We start from the raw sequence: 25,814 nt of genomic DNA, 5'->3' as shown, positions 1-25,814 counted from the left end.
CCTCGGCGCTCGGCTTCGCCTCGCGCCGAGCGAACCGCGCGCCGGAGGCGCGCGGATGCTGGCAGTGTCCGCACCGCGACCGCACCGCCCGGCACAGCATTCTTCGCGCTGGGGCCGAAATGTCCCCGACACGATGCCCTCCATCGCCCCTCGGAACTGGTTCCCCGACGGGACGTCGGGCCGAACCGATATCGCCGTCGCGGGACTGGCGCTGGTCGTCGTCGCCCAGAACGCTGTCATCGGGACCGCCCTCGCCTGGTCTTGGGCCGTGGTCGGGTTCGTCACCTTCGCGGTCGCGATGGGTCCGGTAGCCTCCTCGGGTTTCGGCTCCCGAGTGGGGACCTGGTTCCGCGAAATCGGCGTCGCGGGCCGCGTTTTAGTAATCGTCGCGTTCGCAGTGGCCGCCTGGTTCGCGAGGACGACCGTCGAGGCCGTGGCGACGCCCCTTTCCAGTGTCGGCACCGGTGGTCTGTTCGCAGTCGTCGTCTTCGTCGCGGCTCGCACGCTGTACACGAGGATCGAGGAATAGGCGGACGAAGGTTCAAGTACCAATCCGGGACCAGCCTCGGCCATGCACACGTTCCGGGACGTGGAGACGGCCGCGTACTGCCCCCGAAAACTCTACTACCGCCGTCGGTCGGGCCCGCCGGACGTCCCCGACGAGGTCGCTGCCTGCCGGCAACTCGCCTTCGAGTACGAGCGTCTGCTCGACAGCGACGCCGACCTGCTGGCCGCCCCCATCGAGGTTTCTCCGACGCGGTTTCGCTCCCAACTGGGGCGGGCCAAAGCCCGACTGGACGCCTGGGACGCGCTGGTCGATCCCCCACATCGCGAGCAGATGCTCGACGGTCGCGAGTGTCGGGGCGTCGCGCACAAGGTCCTCGAGGAACCGCTGGCGCCTTCGCTCGTGTTCGCCGGTGCGCCGCCCGACGAGGGCGTCTGGAAGCCCCAGACCGCGCGGCTGGTGGCGGCCGCCAAAGCGCTCTCATGGGAGCGCGAGACACCCGTCGAGCGGGCGTTCGCCGAGTATCCGGCCTACGGGGTCGTCCGTGAGGTCCTGCTGACGACTCGTCGGAAGGCCGCCTACCGCAGCGCCGTCCGGACCGCCGACGCCGTGGACGGTCCGCCGGCGCGCATCGAGAACGACGCCAAGTGCGGCCCCTGCGAGTTCCGAAACCAGTGCGGCGTCCGCACCCGATCGCTCCGGTCACTGCTCTAACCTTTATGAGTGAGTCGCCCGTCAGCTTCTCGTCTGACACAGGTCATATTAGGCCGGAGTATGGCGGTTTTCCGCCGATTGAATGTACCTGGGGTTTAAGTACATCGCGGTCGCCGTTCGATCTGCAGTCACACGCTCCAATCCGTTTTTGTGAGCCCGTCGACCCCCCGGTCCGCGGACGTCGCGGAAAACACCTAACTCCTCGTAGTGGAACATCCGAACATGCTCGACCTCGCCGACGTGGAGGCGGCCGTAGACCGGGTCGCGGCGACGGCCAGACACACGCCGCTGGAGTACTCCCACACCTTCTCCGCGATGACGGGCGCGGACGTCCGCCTGAAACTCGAGACCTTCCAGCGCACGGGCGCGTTCAAGATCCGTGGGGCGACGAACCGCATCGCGACGCTCTCGGACGCAGAGCGGGAAGCGGGCGTCGTGACCGCGAGCGCGGGCAACCACGCCCAGGGGGTCGCGCTCGCGGCGACGAAGGCCGGCGTCGACTCGAAGATCGTCATGCCCGAACCCGCGCCGGTCTCGAAGGTGAAGGCCACCCGCAGCTACGGCGCCGAAGTCGTCCTCCACGGCGAGGACTACAGCGAGGCCGCCGAGCGGGCCCACGAGATCGAACGCGAGGAGGGACGCACCTACGTCCACGCGTTCGACGATCCCATGGTGATGGCCGGCCAGGGGACCATCGGCCTCGAGATCCTCGAGGACTGCCCGGATGTCGAGACCGTCGTCGTCCCCATCGGCGGCGGCGGACTCATCAGCGGGATCGCCACGGCGATCAAGGGGCGCAATCCCGACGTCAGGGTGATCGGCGTCCAGGCGGAGGGGGCGGCGAGCGCCGCCCAGTCGCTGGCGAAGGGCGAGATCGTCGAACGCGAGGGCGTCAACACCATCGCGGACGGGATCGCCACCCGCCGGGTCGGCGACGAGACCTTCCCGATCATCCGCGAGCGCGTCGACGAGGTGGTGACCGTCGGCGACGAGGAGATCGCCGTCGCGCTGACCATGCTTCTCGAACGCTCGAAGACGCTGGTCGAGGGCGCCGGTGCCGTGCCGCTGGCAGCGGTCCTCGAGGAGCGCTTCGACTACGCCGCCGACGAGGTGATCGTCCCCGCGCTCTGTGGCGGCAACATCGACCTCAACACGCTGACGACGGTGATCCTCCGAGGGCTCGTCCGGACCGGACGCTACCTGCGGTTGCGCACCGTTCTGAAGGACCGGCCCGGAACCCTCGAGGAATTGACGAACATCCTCTCGGCCCACCGCGCGAACATCTACGCCATCCGGCACGACCGCACCTCGCGGGACGTGGCGATGAACGACGCCGAGGTCGAACTCGACCTGGAGACCCGCGGCCACGATCACGTCGAGACCGTGCTGGCGGCCCTCGAAGACGCCGGCTACGAGACCGAGGTCCTGCTCTGAGGGCTCACAGGTCCGCGAGGAACTGCCGGGCACTCTCCCGCCCCGTTTCGATCAGTTCGGAGACGAACTCCGGGCTGCGGTCGAGTTTCGAGGCGTAGGGGCGCTCGCCATCGAGGCCGAGCCGCCTGATCGACGTGTACCGGTACTCGTCCTCGGGCAGGTACCCCGCCTCCAGGAACCGGTTGATCTGCTCGACGACCTGGAGCTCCTGGTTCAGCGAGAGGTTGCCGGCCAGTTCGTTGCGCCGGTCGACGATCTCCCGCAGCGTCGTCGGCGTCCCCGAACGGGTCTGGGGGTTGATCTGGACGACCCAGAGCTCGTCCGGTTTCCGCTCGGCCGGGACGTCGTACAGGTCCCCGATCGGCGGGTTCTGCGAGAACAGGCCGTCCCAGTAGCTGTCGCCGTCGATCTCGACGGCGGGGAACAGCTGGGGGACGGCCGCCGACGCGAGGACCGCGGTCGCCGTGACCGACTCGTTGGTGAACGTCTCGAAGGTGCCGGCGTTGATGTCGACCGTGCCGACGACGAGTTCGGGCGCCTCGGGGGCCGCCAGCCCGGGGATCGCGTCGAAGTCGACGACGGTCGTCAACGCCTCGCGGAGTTGCTCCTGACCCCACCCGGACCACGGGTGCTGGTAGGGACTGACCTCCGGGATCGGGACGCCGGTGTTCTCGAGGAACGTCGTCCAGACGAGCGCGTCGTTGCCGATCTGCGCTGCGGGACTCGAGGCCGCCAGTTCCGCCCAGAGGTCCTCGAGGACGGCCTCGGCGGTCGTGCCCGCGGTCTGCGAGCCGTACCAGCCCGCGACCGCCGCGAACGCGCCGCCAGAGGTGCCGCTGAGGCCCACCAGCCGGTCGCCGCGGCGTTCGATGGCCGGGAGGAGTTCCTGGAGGACGCCGGCGCTGAAGGCGGTGTGGCTGCCCCCTCCCTGGCACGCGATCGCGACGTTCGCCTCGTCGCTCATGGACAGGCCTGGAGGGTCGGCGGACGTAAGTTTATTCGTACGTCGACAGGTGCCCGCCGTCCCAGGTGAGGTCGCCCCCGTCGAGGTGGCGGCCATAACCCGAGAAGCCGAGCGCGAAGAGGTTCGCCACGTCCACGGGCTCCATCATCTCCTTGACCTGGGACTTGCCGAGCATCACGTCCTCGACGACCTCCTCCTCGGTGATGCCTCGTTCCTCGGCCGTGTCGGGGATCTGGTTCGTGACGAGGGGCGTCTTCACGTACCCCGTCGAGACGGTGAACGCGCGCAGGGTCCCGTCGCCCTCCGCGGCGATGGATTTCGTTAGCCCCCGCAGGCCGAACTTCGAGGTGATGTAGCCGGACTTGTCCTGGGTCGCGGTGTGGCCGTGGATCGAACACATGTTGCCGATCGCACCCTCGCCGTCGTCGGTGTCGCGGATGTGGGGCATGGCGAGCTTGGCGATCAGGAAGGGTGCGCGGAGCATCACGTCGTGCATGAGGTCGTACTTCTCCATCGGGAACTCCGGCAGTGGGTCGATGTGCTGGAGGCCCGCGATGTTGGCGACGTAACGCAGATCTCCTTTCTCGGCGGCGGCGTCGACGATCCGCCGGACGTCCTCGTCGTCGGTCAGGTCGCCCGCGATCTCGTGGATCTCGCCGTCGACGTCGAGGTCTTCGGCTTTCTCGGTCGTACCAGCCAGCCCCTCCTCGTCGACGTCCGTCGCCGCCACGGCGAGGCCGTTGGCGGCAAGCGCGACTGCGGTCGCGCGGCCGATGCCCGATCCGGCGCCCGTCACCAGCGCCACGCTGTCGGTCGTGAAGTGGTCGTCGTCGAGCGTGAGAATGCGGTCCGTCGTGAGCTCCGGGGGCTCGATTCCGTCTGTCATGAATGGGACTCACACCCCGCCCGGGGAAAAAGGTGGGCGTGTACATGCCAGCTGACGGGTGGCCCACCGCCGGCATTTAAGTCAGCGCCGGCCCGAAGTCGAGGTATGAAACGCACCGTCAGCACCGACGCGGCTCCCGCGGCGGTCGGCGCCTACAGCCAGGCCACCGCGACCGACTCCCTCGTGTTCACGGCCGGCCAGATCCCCCTGACCCCCGACGGCGAGTTACTCGACGAGGAGTCCATCACCGTCCAGACCGAGCAGGCGCTGGACAACGTCCGCGCCATCCTCGACGAGGCCGGCGCCGGCATGGACGACGTACTGAAAGTCACCGTCTATCTCGCCGACATCGACGACTTCGAGGCCATGAACGAGACCTACGCGACCTACTTCGACGACGAGCCACCGGCCCGTAGCGCCGTCGAGGTGGGCGCGCTCCCGAAGGGCGTCGGCGTCGAGATCGAGGCCGTCGCCACGAGGTGACCGCCCCCCGTTTCAGGTCGAGCCTGCTCTGGGGCCTGACCGGCGGGCTGTCCTTTCTGGTCCTCCTGCAGGGGTACGAACTCGTGACGACGGTGCGGGTCGACTGGCTCGTGAAGTTCGGCGTCGCCGCCCTCGTCACGGCCGGGGGGACCGGGCTGACCCACGTACTCGCACGCCGGCGGGCCGCTGCAAACGAAAGGGCTTAAACGCCAACCCCGGTTACGATTATCCGAGCCAGGATGGCCGAACGGTAAGGCGCACGCCTGGAAAGCGTGTTCCCTTCCGGGATTCTGGGTTCAAATCCCAGTCCTGGCGTGTCTGTGGCGAGCGACACCGTGAGCGACGGCGAGCGACAGCGAGTCCTCGCTCACTCCGCGAGCCACGACCGACAGTGGATGTGAATCCCTGGAAGTCCCAGCCCGGGAGCGCAGCGAACCGCGTTCGCGGTCCAATTTCGGCTCCGATCTCACACCGTCCACGTGGGGACGAGGCCGCGCAGTCTTGCGGTTTCGAGTGCCCGACACCTCGCCCTCTGTTCCTATGTCGAGTATACGGCGGGTATTTTGGTCGTCACGTCGAGTGTCGTCTCACTCCTGGGGCGTGCTCGGGTCAGCGTACTTCTTTCGATGCGACCGTTTTCCGCGATCCAGTCGGCATCTCCCTCGAGTTATACTCGGGCTCCGTCAGAACGGAGGTGACAGACATCGAGGCCGGAGACAGAAACCTTCGCACGTTATCGGTCACCCCTCTCGAATGTCTCGGTTGGAACTGGTCGGGTGCAGAGGTGCCCCTCCATGAACGCGGATTCGGACTTCGGTCCTCGAATACCGGTCATGGGGCACACCGGGCGCTGAATTACGATCGGTGTTACTGGAAGCTGAGTGATCCGAGGTGACGAGGACAGCACCCTATTCCACTCTTCGAAATTACGTCGTCTATGTACTAGACTATAGACCTATTAATCGGGTTACTTGTATTCCGAGCCTTCTGTACATACCGTGTCACACGCGGCTTTACACCTGTGCTCGATCTATCCCGCTATCCGACTATCCGAGAGTGTAACGAGTCAGACTGGATTCGTGACGGTTTCGGACATCGTGTTCGGGCGAGAGCAGGGACGGTCCGTCTGGGTGGTGACCGAATGACCGACAGAGATCCCACGGGCGCCGAGTATTACTTGAACCGGGAGCTCTCAGAGCTCGCTTTCCAGGAGCGCGTGCTTCGTGAAGGGATGGACGAGCGCAATCCGCCGCTCGAACGGCTCCGCTTTCTCGCGTTTTTCACCAAGAACACTGACGAATTCTTCATGAAGCGAGTCGGTGGACTCAAACAACAGATCGACGCCAGCGTGACCGAGACGACACCGGACGGCCGGACGCCGAAACAACAGTGGCGGGAGGTCCTGGATACTGCACGGCCACTCTTTCGACAGCAGTCTGAATACTGGCGATCGACGCTACGGCCGACACTCGCGGACGAAGGCATCGCGATCCACACTCCCGACGAACTCCCGGCTGAGAAACGATCGGAGTTGCGGGCCTACTTCGAGGAGTCCATCCTTCCGACGCTGACGCCACTCGCGTTCGACCCGGCCCACCCGTTTCCGTTCATCTCGAACCTCTCGCTTTCCTTGGCCGTGCTCTCGTCGAACGGGGAAGACGACGAAACGACGTTCACTCGCATCAAGATCCCGCCGAATCAATCCCGACTGATAGGCGTTCCCGGTGAGACGGAACGGTACGTCCTCATCGAAGATCTCATCGAGGCCAATCTCGATCTGCTGCTCCCCGACCTCGATATCCGCGACGTATCGAAGTTCAAGGTGACCAGAAACGCCGAAGTACGGCGCAACGAGGAAGTCGCCGAGGACCTCATCGACATGGTCCAGGAAGTACTCGAACAGCGTCGGTTCGCAACGGTCGTCCGACTGGAGGTCGACGCCGACATGCCCGAGGAATCCGTCTCGATCCTCAAAGAGCAACTCGGGATAGACGATCGAGAGGTGTTCTATCGCGAGGGTCCGATCGATTTCGAGGACTTCTTCACGCTCGTCGATCTGGAGCGTCCGGATCTCAAACCGCCGTCCTGGACGCCGAAAGCACATCCCCGCTTGGGGCCGATGGTCAGCGATGCGCCGGATGGCTCCACGGACATTTTTGACGAGATCAGAGCGGGAGACATCCTCGCACACCATCCGTATCACTCCTTCGAGGGAACCGTACAGCGGTTTCTCGATGCCGCGGCGAACGACCCCGACGTCCTCGCCGTGAAAGCAGCTATCTACCGGACCGCAAGTGACTCGAAGGTCATCGGGAGCCTCATCGATGCCGCCGACAACGGCAAACAGGTGGCGGTGATGGTCGAACTCAAGGCCCGCTTCGACGAGAAGAACAATCTCCAGTGGATTCGTCAACTCGAGGAAGAGGGCATCCACGTCGCCTATGGGACCATCGGCTTGAAAACGCACACCAAGACGGCTCTCGTCGTCCGGCAGGAGGAAGACGGCGTCCAACTCTACTCACACGTCGGAACGGGAAATTATCACTCGGGGACTGCAAAGGGGTATTCCGACCTGGGACTGTTGACCGCCGATCGGGACGTCGGGAACGACCTCACGAAACTGTTCAACTTCTTCACCGGACCGACGCTCGACGACAGTTTTCGGAAACTCCTCATCGCGCCCGTGACCATGCGCCAGCGGTTCACGGAGTTGATCAGCGGGGAAATCGAGCACGCTCACTCCGGCCGACGGGCGCGGATCGTGGTGAAGGTGAACGGACTCGAAGATCCGGCGATGGTCGAAGCGCTCTATCGCGCCTCGATGGCCGGGGTCGAAATCGACCTGATCGTCCGGGACATCTGCCGGCTCCGCCCCGGTATCGACGGGTTGAGCGAGAACATCACCGTTCATTCGGTCGTCGGGCGGTTCCTCGAACACGCCCGGATCTTCTACTTCGAGAACGGCGGCAAGCCCGAGTGGTACATCGGATCGGCTGACTGGATGACTCGAAACCTCGACTACCGGGTCGAAGCCGTGACACCCGTCGAAGACCCAAAATTGCGTGAACAACTTCGGTTCATCCTCGAAGCCACACTGACCGACAACCGTCGCCGGTGGGTGATGCAAAGCGACGGTAGTTACCAGCAAGTCACCCCAGATGGCGATCCAGTACGGGATATCCAAGAGATGCTGATGGCGGCAACGGACGCGGCCATCAGTCGCGGCTACGGGCCCGGGATAGAGGTCGATACGGAACGTATCGAGGAGTCCCTCCTCGTCGAGGAAGTCACGGAATCCGACACGGATATCGAGTCTCAGTCGTCGGATACGGCTTCTGACACCACCGATAATGAATCGACGTATACGGACGGTGGTGATTCATCGATATTCGACGTGTATTCCAAGCATTGGTACCATCCCGACAGCGACACGTACGACTGGGCTGTTCGAACGACCGATGGCGAACGCCGATACTACAAGACACGCGAGGGGGCGCGTACCCGCCTTCGGTCAGAGTACGATTGAACACGAGCCCAGAGTGACGGAACGGTGACACCGAGCGAATACATAGGCAGACGTAGAGAAATATAGGTGACGGGTGCTCTCATAGTAACCCAATTATACGAATCATACGAAGCAGGCCTGTGTCGAACGAAATCGCCGATCAGGCGACGAGCGTTCGTGACGGGATGACGCGACGACTTTTCCATCCGGGCCCGCGGTGGGGAGAGCACCCCGCCCTCACCGACGCCCATTTCAGCGACGAGGTCGCCCGATACCACCGCCGGTTCGACGCCGATCGAGTCGAGGACATCTACGTCGTGGGCGACGTCCACGGCTGTATCGACGAGTTGCGGACGCTGTGGAACCGGCTGGAGCCGACGGACGACGATATCGTCGTCTTCGTCGGCGATCTCGTGCGGAAAGGCCCGGACAGTGCGGCGGTCGTCGAGTTCGTTCAGTCACGGGAGAACGCCGTCAGCGTCCGGGGGAACAACGAGGCGAAGATTATCCACGAGCGGATCGATACCGACCCGTTCGACCCGATCGCGGACGTCCTCGAATCGTTCCCACTGGTCGTCTCCTGGGACGACGCGATGGCCGTCCACGGTGGCGTCAATCCGAACGACTCCCTCTCGGCCCACGCCCCAGACGATCTGCTGGAGATGCGGTCGGTTCCACCCGGAAACAGCTACGACGGACCGTTCTGGTTCGAACACCACGACCAGCCGCCGCGGGTGTTCTTCGGCCACACGGTACTGGCAGAGCCGTTCGTCAGCGACTGGGCCATCGGGCTGGATACAGGCTGTGTCTACGGCGGCGCGCTGACGGCCTACGACTACCGCCGCGAGGAATTTCACAGCGTCCCCGCCGAGCGCACGTATCAGTCCCGAACGGACGAGAAAATCCTAGACGTATGATCGCTCCCGGAAGCTGACGGTGAGCGTAGAGACGTATTCGTTTACCCAGGGTCCCTGCAGGCGAAAACTGCCTGAGGCACGTGATCGTTTCGGTCGACAACTCAGAGGAGGAACGGTGTTTATATCCGAATCGCTTCCGGCTCGTCCGTCCACTGGTTTGTGGTGAGGTCCCCGGGTCGCTCCACCTCGATCCGGTTCAGTTCCCGGACCATCTTCACCCGGTAGATACCGAGCTTGCTCTCCAAGAGTCGGTGCGACCGCAGGTGCTCGGAAGCGACCTCCTTCAACTCTGCCGCGTCGTCGAACCCGTCGACGGGACACAGTCGGCGGTCATCACACACCGGACACTGGAGCAGACCAACTTCGACCATGCCTTCGAATCCGTCTCGCCCAGCAAATCCACTGCTATGACGTCTCAATAGCAGTACGGATTTCCAACAGCCATTCTCGTAGAGGCAGTCTGAATCCTCAGATGTGGTCCCTGTAACGGTGGCGACTGGACTGTATTGGGGGCCGCTCTCCCGGATTTCCGTCGCCTGCAGGGCAGGGAATTCCCGCAGGGGAGCGGCGACCGAGGTCAGGATAGCTGGTCTCCGCGCCGTAGTACGATTCGACCGCATTGAGCCGAGAGCGTCACGGTGTTCAGGCTGGTCCCAGCTCCACTTTCAAACTGCGCGTTGCGGACGGCAGATTATCCTCACCGCACTCGTTTCGCCATCCGGTCACGCACGGTGCGGGTGTACTTGCTGAGATATTTCGTCTTCGAGGTGGTGTTCCCGACAGCGCGCGTCCGCCCGGCCCTGATGCCCGCCAGAATCCGGGCCGGTGTGAGGTCTCCGTCGGGCAGTGTGACGTCGACTTCCGTGTAACCCTGTCCGATCATCGTCGAGTCGTGGGCGTCACTCCCACCGAGTGCGGTGTACTCACGCTCGCTCGCGAACGCTTCTGCCCGCCGGTTCTGGATGCCCGCCATCGACCAGGCGTTGAATACCTCGATGCCATCACAGGGGACGAGATCGCGCTTCCGGACGCCGTAACGGCTGACCTGGAACGGGTGTGGGACGACGGCGACGCCACCCTCCGTCCGGACCCAGCGGACGGTGTCTGCCAGCGAGCGGCCGATGGGCGGCCGGTCGACGACGCCCAACGCCAGCAGGTGGCCGTCGGCCGTCGAGATCTCGACGCCCGGGACGACAGTGACGTCGTATCGGTCCTGCTGTTCCAGTGCCTCGCGGGCGGCGAGGGTCGTGTCGTGATCGGTGATGGCGACAGCGTCGAGCGGAGAGTTGTGACAGCACGCCAGCACCTTGTGGACCGAGCCCTCGGCGTCGTAGGAGGCGTCCGTGTGGACGTGTGGGTCGAAGGTGATCGTGCGCTCCCCTGTCATCAGATCACCCCCGCACTGGCGAGCTCCAGACCGAGACAGACGCCCGCTGCAGCCAGGCAGAACGCCCCACCCAGCGCATGGGCGACGGTCGTCTTGTAGCTCTTATAGCCTGATACCATGAGGGGGGAGAGCACGAGGATGGGAACGGCGGCGAACCAGCCGTTCCAGCCCGCGACGAACAGGTCGAGATAGTAGGTCAGCAGGACTACGAAGTTCAGGTGAACCACGGTGTAACCGACGTAGTAACTCGTCCCACCCGATTCCCCGAACCCCTCACTCGCGTGTCTGACGAGTCGCAGCCCACCGAACGCGAGGATGGCGAACCCCACGATGATCGTCATCACCGGATGTGGGGAGAGCGCGACGTGATACAGCAGTGCCCCGGTGACGAGGTAGGCGAAAACGTCGATGAACGAGTCGATCTGCCGACCGAATGACGACGAAATATCGTGTTTGCGTGCGTAGTACCCGTCCAGTTTGTCGAACAGGAACGACCCGAACATGACGAGAATCCCCCAGTTGACCTCGCCACGAACGAGCAGGACGGCACTCGACCACGCGAAAAACAGCGCGACGAGACTCAGATAGTCCGCTCCCGTGAGCCGTTCGAGCAACCCCATGCCGACCGAGTCGTCCCATCTCCGTTTGACCTGCGCAGCAACTGTATCCGGGAGTACAGTCCCGGGCTGGCCGGGTTCATCGGACATTCGATCGTGAGTTATTCTCCCGGCTATATAATAGCGAGTAATATAATTATATATGTGGGTTTATGCCTATCAAAACGTCCATCGCCGGCTCTACTCGGGATCTGCACGGGCGGGTACTGGAGTGCCGACCGATGGTGCAACTGCTTCCCAAAATCGCGTCGCGAATTTGGGGCTGCACAAAGCACCCCGCTCGTGAACGCCGAGAGGCGCAGCAGCACTCGCCGGCGTGCCGTCTCGATCCGTTCACCCCACTGAATTCACGTCGACTGGCCCGGCGCGATGCTACTCTCCAGTAACGGACTGACAGTCTGCTTCGATTCGGACGTCAGGTGTCCCGTCCCGAGCGTTCTCTACGTATATCTCGACACCCGCCTCATTCGGCCCATCGCAGGGAAGTGCCGGTCGCTCGAAGCCCGGCCAGTCGCGTTCAAAGCGGGTTCCGTCGACGGTCACGACGATGCTTTCGGGGTCGGTCGATGCTGGAAACGTCGCGTCCTCGTCGGCCTCGTTACTGTCCGAGAGCTCGTATTCGTTCTCGAAAAGGACGTCCCCACCATCGTTCGTAATCGTGACCGTAACGTGGTGGGTCTCCGCACGGTTATCGAGATACACCTTCACCCAATGGGGATCGGATTCCTCCTCGCTCGGATTCGAGGACGAGCGCAGCGCGTTACAGCCGCTGATGGGAATTAGTACCGCACCCGTACCCGCTATGAGTACGCGTCGGCTAATGGAGGGCATCGTATCTCACTGGTGGCTGCTATCTGCTAAAAATAATTACTATTAGCGCTATATAGGACGTCGAGCTGAGTGACTATTCTCTACACCTACCACACGGCGACAGTTCCGGGCCGCTGTCGCTGACGCCCGGGCACTTCCACCGGCGGCCGATGCTCCGCGAGCAGGTCTTCGGGGGCGGGACGTACCGGGTCGAACCGACCGCCGACGGTGCCGTCCTCCGATCGACGGAATGGCCGGCACTCCCGCGACGCCTAACGGCCCGCGAAGGTACGCTCTCGCTGTTCCTCGAGCGTCTCCTGGACGCGCTCCCAGTCGACCGGGGGCTCGACCCCATCTATGGCGCGCTCGAACGCCTCCAGGTCGTCCTCGAACCGGTCGCGCCACGCCGGCTCGGCGCATTCGGCCAGCGTATCTGCCAGCTCTCCGGCGCGTCGTTCGAGAGCCGCCACCCGTTCGTCGAGGGCCGCACGGAACGGGGCGTCCTCGCGGTTGGCCCACGCCCGGAGGTCGGCCAGTTCGGCGCGGAGGTCGGCGATCAGCAGATCGACGACGCGCGTCCGCATGGTCGCGTCCACCCAATCGGCCGCGGGCTCGTCGCTCTCCGCAGGGAGGAGGGCGGCCGCATCGGACAGCTCCGCCAGCGACTCGTCGACGAGGTCGGCGTCCTCCGCTACCTCGTCGTACCGGCGTTCAGGGCTATCGAGCCACGACTCGAACCCCTCGAGGTCGACGGAGAGGTCGTCGGCCGTCCGAACGACGCCCTGGGCGGCCGCCGCAACCTCGCGGAGTTCGACCGCCAGCTCGTAGACGGCGCCAGGGTCGTCCAGGTGTTCGACCGGCGCACGCAGGTCGTCGGTGAGGCCGGCGACCCGCGTCTCGACGGCGTCGAGTCGGTCGGCGTACTCGTCGAGCCGGGCGGCCACGATACTGAGATCGTCAACCGGGGCGGCCGCGACAGTGGCGTCCTCGTAGGCGATGCCGGCGAGTTCGGCGCGCGTCTCGGCCGTCGAGACCACCTTCGCGGTGTCCGAGACGGCTGTCTCGACCGCCTCGCGCGTGACGATGCCGTCGTCGGTAACCGGGTCGAGCGCCTCTCGCACCGTCTCGGGGTCCCGGTCGTCCCCGCAGTCGACGACCGCCGTGACCACGTCCTCGACCGGCCGGCCGACGAGCTCGTTCTCGCTCATGGCCGCGGATTCCAGGGCACGACCCGTATACCTTCCGTCAGATCGGTTTGTTGGGAACAGTATCCCTCGGTGGCACCCAAGTCGGCTATATATTGCTCGTAAGTCGAACGTGGACGGATAGAGTCGAACGAGGTGAACCCATCGGGTACCAACTGACGCATACGGCCGTATAGCAGTATTATAAACCGGTTTTACTCAAATAGCGGGAAATTCCAGTTGATGTCAGACGGCACAACGTCCGGTACCGGCGTATCACGGCGCAAGTTCCTCGTCAGTTCGGCGGCCATCGGGGCGGCAGGAATAGCTGGCTGCTCGAGTAACGCCAGTAGCGACGGCGAGTCGAGTGGGGATCTGCTCACCGCCGAGGGTTCCTCGACGGTGTACCCGATCTCCAACAAGGGGAGTTCCTACTGGAACGCCAACGCACCGCCGAGCGACGGTGAGTACTGGGGATCGAACGACGAGAACACCGTCCCGGGGTGGGACAAGATCGATACGGATCAGAAACTCGCCGACTACTTCGCGGGACTGTACGGCTTCGAGGCGACGGACGAGCGCTCGAATCCTCCGTACAACACGACGGTCAGCCTGAGCCACTCCGGCACGGGCTGCAAGGCGGTCCGCGACGGGCTGGTCGACATCGGGAACTCGTCGGGCCCGATCACGGCCGAACTGGGTCTCAGCGATTCCGAGGCCGAGGAACAGTTCGTCGACCACGTGGTCGGCCGCGACGGCCAGCCGGTCGTCGTGAGCAGCGACATCTACGACGGCGGCGTCCAGCAGCTCACCGGCGAGCAGGTCCGGCAGATCTACCAGGACGAGATCACCAACTGGTCCGAGGTCGGCGGCCCGGACAAGGAGATCTTCGTCATCGGTCGCGCCGAGGGGTCGGGAACGGACACGGCGTTCCGGCTCAACATGCTGGGCGGTGCCGACGCCCCGATGCCGGGCGTCGACTCCCGATTCGGCCAGAACCAACAGGTCGCAGAGGCCGTCTCCAACAACGACGGCGCAATCGCGTACATGGCGCTGGCGTTCACCAGCGACACGGTCCAGCCCATCGGTATCGATTTCGAGGGGACCCTGTACGAGCCGGACAAGGACGCCGAGAACACCATCTTCGACAGCGAGTACCCGCTGAACCGGGACCTCCACATGTACACGAAGATCACTGAAGACACCCCCAGTGGGACGGACAAGCGCGAGGGCGCCTTCCTGAACATGTTCCTGACGGATTTCGGACAGATCGTCTTCGTCGAGCAGAACAACTACATCCCGCTCCCGACGAGCGACCTCGAGGCCGAGGCCGAGAAGTTGCCGGATCAGGGCTGAGACAGCGCGCCCACTGACGGGGGACGGCTACCCTCGAACTCTCAATTCATAGGATACGTAATACATCATGGTACGCACATCGAAGGAGTCGGGCGCCCTGTCGGGCGCGCTGGCGCGACGGCGCCGGCAGCTCCGCGATTTCGTCGACGAGACCGAACGGGAGGCACTGGCCACGGTCAGCGTGATGGCGGTCGCGCTGCTGGCGGCGCTCGTCGGGTTCCTGGCTGTCTCGCCGCTGACGATCGCTCCGTTCGCCGTCTTCCTGGCCAGCGCGGGGTACGGCTGGGCCCGGCACCAGGGGCTGACCGCCCGGGTGCTGACGTTCTCGATGATGGTCTCGACGATTCTGATACTACTGCTGATTACCGTCTTCATCTTCCTCGAGTCGATCCCCGTCATCCAGTACGAGAGCACGACGCTGTTCGGCGTCACCGTGCCAGGGCTCCGGCTGTTCACGGAGACACAGTGGGACGCGGTCTCCCCACCGGTGCGGTACTCCATGGTTCCGATGATCCACGGGACCGTGATGGTGACGACGATCGCGACGGCCGTCGCCGCACCCCTCGGAATCGCCGCGGCGCTGTTCCTCTCGGAGATCGCCCCACCGGTCGTCCGCGAGCTCGTCAAGCCGGGCGTGGAGATCCTCGCCGGTATCCCGTCCATCGTCTATGGCTTCATCGGGTTCACCATTCTGAGCCCGTGGGCGGCCAACCAGTTCCTGACCACCGGCCAGGGATCGTACCTGTTCGTCGGTATCGTCGTGGGACTGATGGCGCTGCCGACGGTTGTCTCCGTCGCCGAAGACGCCCTTTCGAGCGTCCCCGAGTCGATGAAGAGCGGGTCGCTCGCGATGGGAACGACTGACTGGCAGACGATGACCTCCATCACCCTGCCGGCAGCGTTCTCGGGGGTTTCCGCGGCGGTCCTGCTGGGCGTCGGGCGGGCCATCGGCGAGACGATGGCCGCGACGGTCATGCTCCGGGGCGTCCCGCAGCTGACGAAGCCGCTGTACAACGCCTTCTACGGCCAGGAGACCCTCACTTCGCTCATCGCCAACAACTACGGCGAGGCCGACGGGCTCCAGATGGACGCCCTGTTCGTCGCGGGCGTCATCCTGTTCATCACGGTGCTTTTCATCTCGATCGGAGCGCAGTACATCGAGTGGCGGATGCACCGGAAGTTCGGAGGTGACGTTTGATGGCGGGTGCGACCGAAACCGACCTCGTCAAGGGCGGGACCTCGGAGACGAACGCGCTCGCGGCGGGGGCAGTCGGGCTCGCGGTGCTCCTGTTCGCACTGGGGCTGGCGGCGCTGTTCGAGACCATCACGATCAGCGAACCCGTCGCGGGCGTTCCGGTCGTCACGCTGCTCGGGCTGATACTGCTGGCGCTCGGCGCCGCCGTGGTCACGTTCGGCGTCGGCTCGTATCTGGGCTACGTCGAGACCGAGCCGAGCCCGAGCGCCGGCCTCGTCGCGGCGACCGCCTTCTCGGCCATCTGGTTCGTGATCGGCGGGCTGGTCGCCTCCCAGACGGTCGGGCTGGGCGGCTTCGTCTCGTTCCTGCTCGCCCTCGCGGTCGGCGGCGCAACTTTCGCGCTGACCGCGTTCCCCCGCGAGGACCTCGGCTCGACGGTTCCGGCGGGTGCGCTCACCCTGTTGACGGGCGCCGTCTTCGTCACCGGGACCATCGGCCCGGCCTGGGCGTGGGATCTTGGCTTCGAACAGCAGGCGTCGTTCACCGCGGAGTTCGTCATCCCGGCGCTGACGCTGTTCTGTGCGCTCCTCTCCGGCTGGGCCGCCGCCAAAGCGTACGGTGGCTTCGGCGCCCGCGGCCGCCACATCGGGGCGTACGTTCTCGTCTACGTGAACGCCTGTGCCATCATCGGCGTGCTGTTCGTCCTGATCGCGTTCACCACCGTCCGTGGGATTCCGGGGCTGCTGAACGGCTTCGGGTTCGGTCTCGGAGTGGGCCCGGAAGTCGGGCTCCTCGGCTTCTCGGTCTCGCTCCCGGTCTCGCTCCCGTTCGTCATGAACGGGGTGGCACTGCTGAACGACTTCCAGGGAGTGCTGCCGGCGATCGTCGGCACGATCTGGCTGGTGGTCGGGGCCGTGCTGTTCGCGGTGCCGCTGGGCGTCGGCGCGGCGATCTTCCTCACGGAGTACGCCGAACGAGGCCGGCTCACCCAGGCCGTCGAGGTGGCGACGAACGGGCTCTGGAGTACGCCGAGCATCGTGTTCGGCCTGTTCGGCTTCGCCTTCCTCATCCCGCGGTTCGGAGGGAACAAGTCACTGATCTCGGGGATGCTCACGCTCGGGTTCATGCTCCTCCCGCTGGTGCTCATCACGAGTCGGGAGGCGATCCTCGCGGTCCCGGACGAGTACCGCGACGCGAGTGCGGCGCTGGGTGTCTCGAAGTGGCAGACCGTCCGGAGCGTGGTCATTCCGGCGGCGCTTCCCGGGGTCGTCACAGGCGTCATCCTCGGTGTCGGTCGTATCGCCGGCGAGACGGCCCCCATCCTGCTGACGATGACCGGTGGGACGTTCGTTCCCGGCGGACAGACCGTCGACGTGATCGGCGGTTTCCAGTTCACGGCCGCTCCACCGTTCCTCGCGAACCCGGAGCTGCTACAGGCGACGACAGCGCTCCCGTTTCAGCTGTACGCCCTGATCACGGCAGGCGTCGGCCTGGGTGACAACGTCGCCAACCCCGTGGACTTCCAGTGGGCGACAGCGCTGGTGCTGCTGATGGTGGTGTTGTCCTTCTACGCGATCGGCATCGGCGCGCGGTACTACTTCCGGAGGCAACTGCAAACATGAGTGAACCGACACAGACGACGGAGCAGGCGGATACAGCATCGGACCAGCCCCTCGAGACGACGAGCGGTGAGACCGACGAACAGGTCCGCGAAGAGTGGCGCGAGTACGAGTTCGACGGTCGGACGAAACTCGCCGTCGGGGACCTGGACGTCCACTACGGCGACGACCACGCTCTGAAGGGGGTCTCAATCGAGATTCCGGAGAACAGCGTCACCGCGCTCATCGGCCCCTCGGGCTGCGGGAAGTCGACGTTTCTCCGGTGTCTCAACCGGATGAACGATCGGATCCGGAGCGCCGAGGTGAATGGGTCAGTCCGAATCGACGGCCAGGAGATCTACCAGGAGGGAGTGAACCTGGTCGAACTCCGCAAACGCGTCGGGATGGTATTCCAGTCACCGAACCCGTTCCCGAAGTCGATTCGGGAAAACATCTCCTACGGCCCCGAGAAGCACGGCGACCTGCAGACGGGGCTGCTGGCGCGGCTGCTCGATCGGAGCGACGACGACGAGCGCGAGCAGTTGGTCGAGCGGTGCCTCCGCGACGCGGCGCTGTGGGACGAGGTGAAAGACCGGCTCGACGACAACGCCCTCGGGCTCTCCGGCGGCCAGCAACAGCGGCTCTGTATCGCCCGCTGCCTGTCGGTCGACCCGGAGGTGATTCTGATGGACGAGCCGGCCTCGGCGCTGGATCCCATCGCCACCGCCAAGATCGAGGACCTCATCGACCAGCTGAGCGAGCAGTACACGGTCGTCATCGTCACCCACAACATGCAGCAGGCGGCCCGCATCTCCGATCAGACGGCCGTCTTCCTCACCGGCGGCGAGCTCGTCGAGTACGGGGACACGGACCAGGTGTTCGAGAACCCCCGGAGCGATCGGGTCGAGGATTACATCACCGGCAAGTTCGGGTGACCACGATGACTCGAGAGCAGTACCAGGAGGACCTCGACGCCCTCCACGAGGACGTGCTCGCGATGGGGGACCTGGTCCTCGAACTGCTGGACGAGGCACTGACGGCCCGCCAGTCCGGCGAAGGGTCGCGCGGCTGCGAGGTCGCCGAGAGCGATGCCGCGGTGAACGAGCGGTATCTCGCGCTCGAATCACGGTGCATCGAACTGTTCGGGCTGCAGCAGCCAGTCGCCGGGGACCTCCGGTTCGTCGCCGCCTCGTTCAAGATCCTGACCGATCTGGAGCGGATCGCGGACCTCGCGGCGAACCTCGGCCGGTACGCCGCCGACACCGACGGCGAGCTCACGCCAGAGGTCGAAGTCGCCGACATCGGGACAGCGGCACGATCGCTCGTCCGCCGGAGCCTCGAAGCCTACGCCGACCGCGACGCCGCCGCGTGCCGTGCGGTCCACGCGGACGACGACGAGATTGACGCCCTGTGTGCGCGGGCCTCCGAGGCGGTCGCGCGCGACCTCATCGAACGGGAGGCCGCGACCGACGCCTGGGAGCTGGAACGGTTGCTTGACAATGTCTCGACACTCCTGTTGACGGTACGTGACCTCGAACGGATCGCCGACCACGCGGTCAACATCGCCGCGCGGACCTTCTACATGATCGAGAGCGACCCGGAGCTGATCTACTGATGGAGCAACGCAAGATCCAGCAGGTCGGCGGCGGGACGTACACGGTGTCGCTCCCGAAACGGTGGGCCGAACGGAACGGGATCACCGCGGGAAAGACCGTCCATATCGATGTCCACGGCGACGAGCAGGTCGTGATCGAGCCGGAGTCGCCCACCGATGACGCCACCTCGCGGGTCCAGCTCACCGTCGCCGATGAATCGCCGGACCGGCTTGAGCGAACGGTGAAGGCGGCCTACGTCGCTGGGTTCGAGGAGTTGGTCCTCGAGGCGCCCGAGGGGTTCTCCTTCGCGCAGCGGAAGGCAGTCGAACAGGTCGCCAACGTGTTCATCGGCGTCGCGCTCACCGCGGAGACGGAGACGGAGTTAACCGTCCGGGCGTTGCTGGACGCCAACGAAGTGTCGGTCCGCCAGTCCGTCCGGCAGCTCAGGTTCACCGCGCTCTCGATGCATCGGGATGCAATGGCCGCGCTCGTCGGCGACGAGGAGCCACCCGTCGCCGACCGAGACGACGAGGCCGACCGGTTGTACGCGATGATCGACCGCCACTTCGGGCGCGGGCTCTCCAGGCTCGACGAGGTGGACGCGCTCGGGCTGAACCGGTCGGAGCTGTTCGAGCTGCGGGCCGCCGCCCGAGAGCTGGAGCTCGTCGCCGACAACGCAGAGACCATCGGAGCGGTCGCCGAGGCGGTCGAGACGCTGCCGGATGCCAGTCAAGCTGAAAAGCTCCGAGGATTCGCCAGGGACGCCCGGGACGTCGTCGAGCGGGGAACCGCCGTCGTCGTTGGCGACGGGGACACCGAAGTCGCGAACGATGCGCTGGAGACGCGCAAGGCGACACGGTCGGCGGTCGAGGCGCTGGACCGTGAGCTGGCCGACACGGCCGGGGACTACAGACTCGGACGGGCGCTCGACGCACTCGGACGGACCGTCGAGTGCGGCGGGAGAATCGCCGAACTGGGGCTGCGGGCCGCCACGCGCCGCGGCGAGTTCGCGCCCCCTGAGAGTGCCGCACCCGCCTCGGATGGTGACGGCGGCCGATAGCCGCCTCATGTGAGAATTGCCCAATCAAATGGTGCCGGCTCGCCGAGTTCACCGTCTCTACGGACCCTGCACTCGGTGTCGATTTGGGTACCGGCTGGACACTGACGCTCGTAGGCCTTCCACGGGAGACGTGACCACCGCTTCTCATCGCGCATTGCGACGTCCTGGTGTTTGCAAGCGCCCACGCCGTCGCAGTTGGTGGGATCTGGGGACTCACTCGAATCACAGAACAGAGTCGCTCGACGACCCAACGCAACGTGATAGATCTGTGTCGATCATCGGCCATCCATTCTGTCCGACGGTCCGGAACGCCCACTATGCGCCTCGTATTCAGCACGACCGCTGAATGTGAACAGCAGGTCGACGGCGGGCCGCACGGCCCGCAGGAACGAGCCAAAACAGATATGTGATGTCTTGCTAAGGTAATCGGTATGGGGATCCTTAGCCGCCTGAAAATGGGCTGGAACCTGTCGATGGACAGCCTGCGCGTCCTCCGCAAGCAGCCGTCACTGACGCTCTTCCCGGTGATCAGTGGGATCGCAGGGTTACTCTTCATCGCCCTGCTGTTCGGTGGATCCTACGTCCTCGGTCTGTTCGAGGGCACGATGGCGTACGTCGTCCTCTTCGTCCTGTACCTGGGGACGGCCTTCATCGCCTCGTTCTTCAACGCCGGACTGGTGTATAGCGCTCGCGAGAGCTTCCACGGGGGCACGCCCTCCGTGGGCGAAGGCCTCCGCGCTGCCTGGCGACACAAGACGCCGCTGTTCGTCTGGGCGCTGGCCTCCGCGACCGTGGGGATGCTCCTCCGGGCCATCGAAGGCCAGGACAACCTCGTGGCCAACCTGCTCGCGATGGTCGTGAGCGTCGCCTGGTCCATCATCACCTACTTCATCGTCCCGGTGATCGTCTTCGAGGAGGTCGGCCCCGTCGAGATGTTCACACGTAGCGGCGAGACGTTCAAGAACACCTGGGGCGAGACCGCGGGCGCCAACTTCGGCGTCAGCCTCGTCTCGATCCTGTTCGGCCTCGTCGGCCTGCTCGTCGCCGCCGCGGTCTTCCTGGCACTGGGCGGCCTCGGCGGCGGAACGGCCGGCGTCGTCGTCGCCGCGGCCATCGCCGCCGTGGTGATCCTCGGGGTCTTCCTGCTCTCCTCGGCGCTGGGCGCCATCGCCAAGACCGCGCTGTACGTCTACGCGACCGAGGGCAAGCGTCCGCCGGAGTTCGACAACGTCGACTTCGCGCGCGGCGCGCGCTGAGGTGCTCATGAGCGAGCGGTACCGGGCCGACTATCGGCTCCTGAACGTCCGGGAACATCTCGGGGAGAAGCCGGAGGCGCTGGACGTGCCGTGGGCGGAGTTCGCTGGCGACGAGTCCACCACGCAGACCTTCCGGGTCCCGACCGACGACGTGATCGACCCGTACCTGGAACTGCAGGTCTACGGCGTCGACGCCTACGGCCACGATGTGGTGATCAACGACCAGTCCCTCTCCGGGTTCGACCTGCCGCCGTGTGAGGGCTGGCAGTACTGGATGGTGCGCGTCTCGGTGCCCGCCCTCCGGCAGGGCGAGAACAGTCTGTGCGTCCGCCGCGATCCGGACACGCACGACGAGTTCGTCGTCGGCACGGTCACGGTGAACTGGCGCGAGCCGTTAAAAGACCCCGCACCTGACGGGGAAGACTGAGACGCCCTCCGCACCTCTGGCCTCCACATGCCGACTTCGACCGTCGAGGAGACCGTTCTCGACACCGGCGGCCTCGAGTTCGCGGCGCTCACCTGCGGCGACGGCGACCGCGACGCCCTCCTGTTGCACGGCTTTCCGGACGCCCCACAGACGTTCCGCCCGCTGATGGACCGCCTGGCCGACGCGGGGTACACCGTCTACGCACCGTACATGCGCGGGTACGGTGAAACCGAGCGGCCACCGCTCAAACCCGGCAACTACTCGCCGATGCTGCTGGCCTCGGACGTGTTCGCGCTGACGGCCGAACTCGACGACTCCGAACCGCTCGTGGTGGGTCACGACTGGGGCGGAATGGCCGTCACCACCGCTGCGGTCGCCGGCGGCGGAGGACTTGGGACCTGCGTGACGATGGCCATCCCGCCGAACTTCTGGTCGCAGTTCGACGACTACGCCACCCAGGCGATGCGCAGCTGGTACATGAACCAGTTCCAGGTGCCCGGCCACGGCGAGGAGATCGTCCGGGCCAACGACTTCGCGCTGATCGAGCGGCTCTGGCGGCTCTGGAGCCCGGACTGGACCTACGACGACGAGCACCTGGCGGCGGTCAAGGACACCTTCCGCACGGGCGAGACCGTCGAGGCCGCCCTGCAGTACTACCGGGACTTCTTCGACATGTTCCTGCCGCGGCGTCGGTCCGAACAGGAGATCGCTGGGATCGCCGTCCCGACGCTCGTGCTCGCGGGCGCACGCGACGGCTGTATCGGCGCCGACCTGTTCGAGGGGGCGACCGACTGCTTCGACGCCCGTGCGGACCTCGAGATCCTGAACAACGCCGGCCACTTCCTCCACGCCGAACGGCCCGACGCGGTGGCGGACCGAATTCTGGAATTCGCCGACTGATCACTTAAACTCGCGAGGAAATCTCCTCGCCGCTGCCGGTCGACGGTGTGTGAACAGCACACAGGGATTCACGAAACCCGGTGAGGGGAGCCGATTCTCTGTCGTCGTCCGACTGCGGCCGCCGCGACCGCGCCGCCGCGGGGACGACAGTTTTTTATAGAAGCACTTTCAATCATTCGCACGATTATGAGCCAGCAGCAGCGTATGCGCGGTCAGCCGATGATCATCATGGGCGACGACGCCCAGCGCATGAAAGACAAAGACGCCCAGGAACACAACATCGCCGCTGCGCGCGCCGTCGCGGAGTCGGTACAGTCCACGCTCGGCCCGAAGGGGATGGACAAGATGCTCGTCTCCTCGATGGGCTCGGTCACCGTCACCAACGACGGCGTGACCATCCTCCAGGAGATGGACATCGACAACCCGACGGCCGAGATGATCGTCGAAGTCGCCGAGACACAGGAGGACGAGGCCGGCGACGGGACGACGACGGCCGTCGCCATCGCGGGCGAACTCCTCAAGCAGGCCCAGGACCTGCTCGACCAGGACATCCACCCGACGGCGATGATCAAGGGCTTCGACATCGCCAGCAAGCACGCCCAGGCCGAGATCGACGACATCGCCGAGTCGGTCGACCCCGACGACGAGGAGACCATCCGGAAGGTCGCCGAGACCTCCATGACCGGCAAGGGCGCCGAGCTCAACAAGGAGCACCTCAGCCAGCTCATCTACGACGCCGTCCAGGCCGTCACCGTCGAGGCACAGGACGGCTCCAGCGTCGTCGACCTCGAGTTCCTCAAGATCGAGACCCAGGAGGGCAGCTCCGCGGGCAACTCCGAACTGCTCGAGGGCGCCGTCATCGACAAGGACCCCGTCCACGAGGACATGCCGACCGACCTCGAGGACGCCTCGGTCATGCTGCTGGACCAGCCCATCGAGATCGAAGAGGCCGAGGCCGACGCCTCCCTCTCGGTCGACAGTCCGGACCAGCTCCAGTCCTTCATCGAGCAGGAAGAAGAGCAGCTCCGCGCGAAGGTCGACAAGATCGTCGACTCGGGCGCCGACGTCGTCTTCTGCCAGAAGGGCATCGACGACATGGCCCAGCACTACCTCGCCAAGGAGGGTGTGCTGGCCCTGCGCCGCGTCAAGAAGTCCGACATGCAGTTCCTCGCCGAGGTTCTGGGCGCCCGGATCGTCTCGGACCTCGATTCGGCCACCGCCGAGGATCTGGGCACCGGCACCCTCACCCGTGACGACGACGCCGAACTGTTCTACATCGAGGGCGCCGACAGCCACGGCGTGACCCTCCTGCTGCGCGGCTCCACCGAGCACGTCGTCGACGAGCTCGAACGCGGTATCAGTGACGCGCTGGACGTCGTCGCCGCCACGGTGTCGGACGGCCGCGTGCTGGCCGGCGGCGGCGCCATCGAGGTCGAACTCGCCCGCCGCGTCCGCGACCACGCCGACTCCGTCGAGGGCCGCGAACAGCTCGCCGTCGAGGCCTTCGCCGACGCGCTCGAACTCGTCCCCCGGGTCCTCGCCGAGAACTCCGGGCTCGACCCCATCGACACCCTCGTCGACCTGCGGGCCGCCCACGACGACGGGCAGTCCCGTGCCGGCCTGAACGTCTTCACCGGCGACGTCGAGGACACCTACGAGGCCGGCGTCGTCGAACCGGCCCACGCCAAGGAGCAGGCGATCTCCTCGGCCACCGAGGCCGCGAACCTCGTGCTCAAGATCGACGACATCATCTCCGCCGGCGACCTCTCGACCGAGGGCGACGGCGAAGAAGGCGGCCCCGGCGGCCCCGGCGGCGCGCCCGGCGGCATGGGCGGCATGGGCGGCGGTATGGGCGGCATGATGTAAGACGACCTTTTTGCACTTCCCTCGCGCCCCTTCGGGGCGCTCGGTCAGGCAAAAAGCTCGGCCAAAAATCGCGGCGTCCTCCCGTTCGTCGGACGCCGCGATCCGCGCGCTCGGGACGCTTTGCGTCCCTCGCGTGCGGTGCAACTAATTGTAGCCAGCAGCACCACTCCGTGCTGTGAGCGGTGCGGTCGCAACCTCACGTCGTGATTTCGATCTTCGGGATCGCCTCGAACTCGCGATCACCGATGTAGGTCCCGAACCGGAACAACGTGCGGTTCTCGAGGGAACACTCGAGTTCCCAGTCGTAAGTTCCGGCTCGGAGGGCAGTCGTATCGGCGACCGTGGTGAACCGATCGGACGCTTGCGCGTAGTCCAGACCGAACGTGAACGGCTCTCGCCCGTCGCGATCGAGTCGTCCCTCTATCGAGAGCCCCTCCGGAAGTCCCTGTCTGGGGACCCACAACTCGATCTCGCCGCTCGTCCCGGACTGCTGCAGCAGTCCGGAGTAGCCGACCACGACCCGCCGGGTTTCGGTTTCGTGTTTCGTCTCGCCGCCCGACAGGTATCGAATCCGAATCGACGGTGCCGTCCGATCGAACACGTCGGCTACCGATCGCGAGAGACGGACCGGGTACCGCTTCCGGTCGTCGACCTTCTGGATCAACTTCGGAGACTCGGCGAGGGAGCCGTCGGCACCGTAGAGCAACATCCGAACGGGGGCCTGAGCGCCGAGGGTGACGGACGCCGACGGGACGACGGACAACGTGACGTCGGTCTGGACGTTCTCGATCTCGAACCCGTCCCCGGCCGCCGGGTCCAATTCCGTCTCGTCCGCGAAAACGACCCCCGGATGCGTCGCGTGATACTGCTCCCTGTCCGAGATGGTCAGACTCTCCCGATACTGCCGGAACTCCGCGGCCGTTCCCGACGGTGACCCCTCGGGCGACGCCGTCTCCCCCGTGGTTCCAGCGGCTGTCGACGTCGTGGGTGTGGTGGGTGCGGTTTCCTCGCTCCCCAGACAGCCGCTCAGACTCAGCGTGCCGAGAGCCCCGAGGACGGCGAGATAGGAGCGTCGCGAGCGCATGCAACTACGACGATTCAGACCGCCGCGCAATAAAAATCCACGTGTACTCCGTCGAACCGGGGTCGACGTAT

General features: G+C 65.4%; 25 protein-coding genes and 1 tRNA gene. 18 read left to right on the top strand and 8 right to left on the bottom strand.

All coding sequences use genetic code 11. The features are described from left to right. Nucleotides 1–133: 133 nt before the first annotated feature. From U5918_RS09120 to ilvA, 3 genes are all read left to right on the top strand, one after another. Complete coding sequence (locus U5918_RS09120) at nucleotides 134–529, top strand: hypothetical protein (protein WP_336001035.1); 396 nt, start codon at nucleotides 134–136, stop codon at nucleotides 527–529. A 42-nt stretch (nucleotides 530–571) separates the two neighbouring features. Then, complete coding sequence (locus U5918_RS09115; RefSeq protein WP_336001034.1) at nucleotides 572–1,219, top strand: CRISPR-associated protein Cas4; 648 nt, start codon at nucleotides 572–574, stop codon at nucleotides 1,217–1,219. A 222-nt stretch (nucleotides 1,220–1,441) separates the two neighbouring features. After that, nucleotides 1,442–2,653 carry a threonine ammonia-lyase gene (gene ilvA / locus U5918_RS09110; protein ID WP_336001033.1) on the top strand — a complete coding sequence of 404 codons (1,212 nt, stop codon included), beginning with the start codon at nucleotides 1,442–1,444 and terminating at the stop codon, nucleotides 2,651–2,653. Nucleotides 2,654–2,657: 4 nt separating this feature from the next. On the opposite strand, the gene U5918_RS09105 is transcribed toward ilvA, so the two are convergent. Together U5918_RS09105 and U5918_RS09100 are read right to left on the bottom strand one after the other, a co-directional pair. Further along, complete coding sequence (locus tag U5918_RS09105; RefSeq protein WP_336001032.1) at nucleotides 2,658–3,617, bottom strand: patatin-like phospholipase family protein; 960 nt, start codon at nucleotides 3,615–3,617, stop codon at nucleotides 2,658–2,660. A 31-nt stretch (nucleotides 3,618–3,648) separates the two neighbouring features. Next, complete coding sequence (locus tag U5918_RS09100) at nucleotides 3,649–4,503, bottom strand: SDR family NAD(P)-dependent oxidoreductase (RefSeq protein WP_336001031.1); 855 nt, start codon at nucleotides 4,501–4,503, stop codon at nucleotides 3,649–3,651. Between the two features lie 105 nt (nucleotides 4,504–4,608). On the opposite strand from U5918_RS09100, the gene U5918_RS09095 reads away from it, so the two are divergent. The 5 genes from U5918_RS09095 to U5918_RS09075 all read left to right on the top strand — a co-directional run bounded on the left by U5918_RS09095 (nucleotide 4,609) and on the right by U5918_RS09075 (nucleotide 9,408). Further along, complete coding sequence (locus U5918_RS09095; protein WP_336001030.1) at nucleotides 4,609–4,986, top strand: Rid family detoxifying hydrolase; 378 nt, start codon at nucleotides 4,609–4,611, stop codon at nucleotides 4,984–4,986. Then, entirely contained in the window at nucleotides 4,983–5,192 is a 210-nt protein-coding gene (locus U5918_RS09090) for a DUF7981 family protein (protein ID WP_336001029.1), read from the top strand. Before U5918_RS09095 ends, U5918_RS09090 begins: the two co-directional genes overlap by 4 nt. Nucleotides 5,193–5,219: 27 nt before the next feature. Beyond that, a tRNA-Ser gene (locus tag U5918_RS09085) sits at nucleotides 5,220–5,301 on the top strand. A gap of 826 nt (nucleotides 5,302–6,127) precedes the next feature. Further along, nucleotides 6,128–8,512, top strand: coding sequence for a polyphosphate kinase 1 (ppk1, locus tag U5918_RS09080; RefSeq protein WP_336001028.1), 2,385 nt, complete (start codon nucleotides 6,128–6,130; stop codon nucleotides 8,510–8,512). A gap of 119 nt (nucleotides 8,513–8,631) precedes the next feature. After that, nucleotides 8,632–9,408, top strand: a complete 777-nt coding sequence (locus U5918_RS09075; protein WP_336001027.1) for a metallophosphoesterase family protein — start codon at nucleotides 8,632–8,634, stop codon at nucleotides 9,406–9,408. Between the two features lie 119 nt (nucleotides 9,409–9,527). Here the strand turns inward: U5918_RS09075 and U5918_RS09070 are convergent, their stop codons facing one another. The 5 genes from U5918_RS09070 to U5918_RS09050 form a co-directional block, all read right to left on the bottom strand. Beyond that, nucleotides 9,528–9,779 carry a hypothetical protein gene (locus U5918_RS09070; protein ID WP_336001026.1) on the bottom strand — a complete coding sequence of 84 codons (252 nt, stop codon included), beginning with the start codon at nucleotides 9,777–9,779 and terminating at the stop codon, nucleotides 9,528–9,530. A 326-nt stretch (nucleotides 9,780–10,105) separates the two neighbouring features. Further along, entirely contained in the window at nucleotides 10,106–10,795 is a 690-nt protein-coding gene (locus U5918_RS09065; RefSeq protein ID WP_336001025.1) for a PHP domain-containing protein, read from the bottom strand. Next, the gene (locus U5918_RS09060; protein ID WP_336001024.1) at nucleotides 10,795–11,502 is read right to left on the bottom strand and encodes a CDP-alcohol phosphatidyltransferase family protein; all 708 of its coding nucleotides are present in this window, start codon (nucleotides 11,500–11,502) and stop codon (nucleotides 10,795–10,797) included. The genes U5918_RS09065 and U5918_RS09060 overlap by 1 nt, the downstream gene beginning before the upstream one ends. Nucleotides 11,503–11,784: 282 nt before the next feature. After that, nucleotides 11,785–12,243 carry a hypothetical protein gene (locus tag U5918_RS09055; RefSeq protein WP_336001023.1) on the bottom strand — a complete coding sequence of 153 codons (459 nt, stop codon included), beginning with the start codon at nucleotides 12,241–12,243 and terminating at the stop codon, nucleotides 11,785–11,787. 251 nt (nucleotides 12,244–12,494) lie between these two features. Then, nucleotides 12,495–13,430, bottom strand: coding sequence for a hypothetical protein (locus U5918_RS09050; protein WP_336001022.1), 936 nt, complete (start codon nucleotides 13,428–13,430; stop codon nucleotides 12,495–12,497). A 219-nt stretch (nucleotides 13,431–13,649) separates the two neighbouring features. On the opposite strand from U5918_RS09050, the gene U5918_RS09045 reads away from it, so the two are divergent. The 10 genes from U5918_RS09045 (at nucleotide 13,650) to thsB (ending at nucleotide 24,659) form a co-directional block, all read left to right on the top strand. Beyond that, complete coding sequence (locus U5918_RS09045) at nucleotides 13,650–14,762, top strand: phosphate ABC transporter substrate-binding protein (protein ID WP_336001021.1); 1,113 nt, start codon at nucleotides 13,650–13,652, stop codon at nucleotides 14,760–14,762. 67 nt (nucleotides 14,763–14,829) lie between these two features. Next, nucleotides 14,830–15,960: a phosphate ABC transporter permease subunit PstC gene (pstC, locus tag U5918_RS09040; protein ID WP_336001020.1), complete on the top strand. Its 1,131-nt coding sequence runs from the start codon at nucleotides 14,830–14,832 to the stop codon at nucleotides 15,958–15,960. Continuing rightward, nucleotides 15,960–17,579: a phosphate ABC transporter permease PstA gene (gene pstA / locus U5918_RS09035; protein ID WP_336001019.1), complete on the top strand. Its 1,620-nt coding sequence runs from the start codon at nucleotides 15,960–15,962 to the stop codon at nucleotides 17,577–17,579. The genes pstC and pstA overlap by 1 nt, the downstream gene beginning before the upstream one ends. Next, nucleotides 17,576–18,490: a phosphate ABC transporter ATP-binding protein PstB gene (gene pstB / locus U5918_RS09030; RefSeq protein ID WP_336001018.1), complete on the top strand. Its 915-nt coding sequence runs from the start codon at nucleotides 17,576–17,578 to the stop codon at nucleotides 18,488–18,490. The genes pstA and pstB overlap by 4 nt, the downstream gene beginning before the upstream one ends. Nucleotides 18,491–18,495: 5 nt before the next feature. Continuing rightward, a complete protein-coding gene (gene phoU / locus U5918_RS09025; protein ID WP_336001017.1) occupies nucleotides 18,496–19,170 on the top strand; it encodes a phosphate signaling complex protein PhoU in 675 nt (224 codons plus the stop codon). Next, nucleotides 19,170–20,210 carry a phosphate uptake regulator PhoU gene (locus U5918_RS09020; RefSeq protein WP_336001016.1) on the top strand — a complete coding sequence of 347 codons (1,041 nt, stop codon included), beginning with the start codon at nucleotides 19,170–19,172 and terminating at the stop codon, nucleotides 20,208–20,210. Before phoU ends, U5918_RS09020 begins: the two co-directional genes overlap by 1 nt. Nucleotides 20,211–20,641: 431 nt before the next feature. After that, complete coding sequence (locus U5918_RS09015; RefSeq protein ID WP_336001015.1) at nucleotides 20,642–21,466, top strand: DUF6159 family protein; 825 nt, start codon at nucleotides 20,642–20,644, stop codon at nucleotides 21,464–21,466. A gap of 7 nt (nucleotides 21,467–21,473) precedes the next feature. After that, entirely contained in the window at nucleotides 21,474–21,893 is a 420-nt protein-coding gene (locus U5918_RS09010) for a DUF7383 domain-containing protein (RefSeq protein WP_336001014.1), read from the top strand. 27 nt (nucleotides 21,894–21,920) lie between these two features. Further along, nucleotides 21,921–22,793 (top strand): alpha/beta fold hydrolase, encoded by an 873-nt coding sequence (locus U5918_RS09005; RefSeq protein WP_336001013.1) that lies wholly within the window; start codon nucleotides 21,921–21,923, stop codon nucleotides 22,791–22,793. Between the two features lie 204 nt (nucleotides 22,794–22,997). Beyond that, on the top strand, nucleotides 22,998–24,659 hold the full coding sequence (gene thsB, locus U5918_RS09000) for a thermosome subunit beta (protein WP_336003310.1): 1,662 nt from the start codon (nucleotides 22,998–23,000) through the stop codon (nucleotides 24,657–24,659). Between the two features lie 196 nt (nucleotides 24,660–24,855). Here thsB and U5918_RS08995 read toward each other — a convergent pair whose 3' ends face one another. After that, a complete protein-coding gene (locus U5918_RS08995) occupies nucleotides 24,856–25,743 on the bottom strand; it encodes a hypothetical protein (protein ID WP_336001012.1) in 888 nt (295 codons plus the stop codon). Nucleotides 25,744–25,814 lie beyond the last annotated feature (71 nt).

Origin of the sequence: Halorientalis sp. LT38 (assembly GCF_037031225.1) — an archaeon.
GTDB classification, from domain to species: Archaea; Halobacteriota; Halobacteria; order Halobacteriales; family Haloarculaceae; genus Halorientalis; species Halorientalis halophila.
The sequence above is the reverse complement of the archived record's forward strand: the minus strand, read 5'-3'. Positions and strand labels throughout refer to the sequence as shown.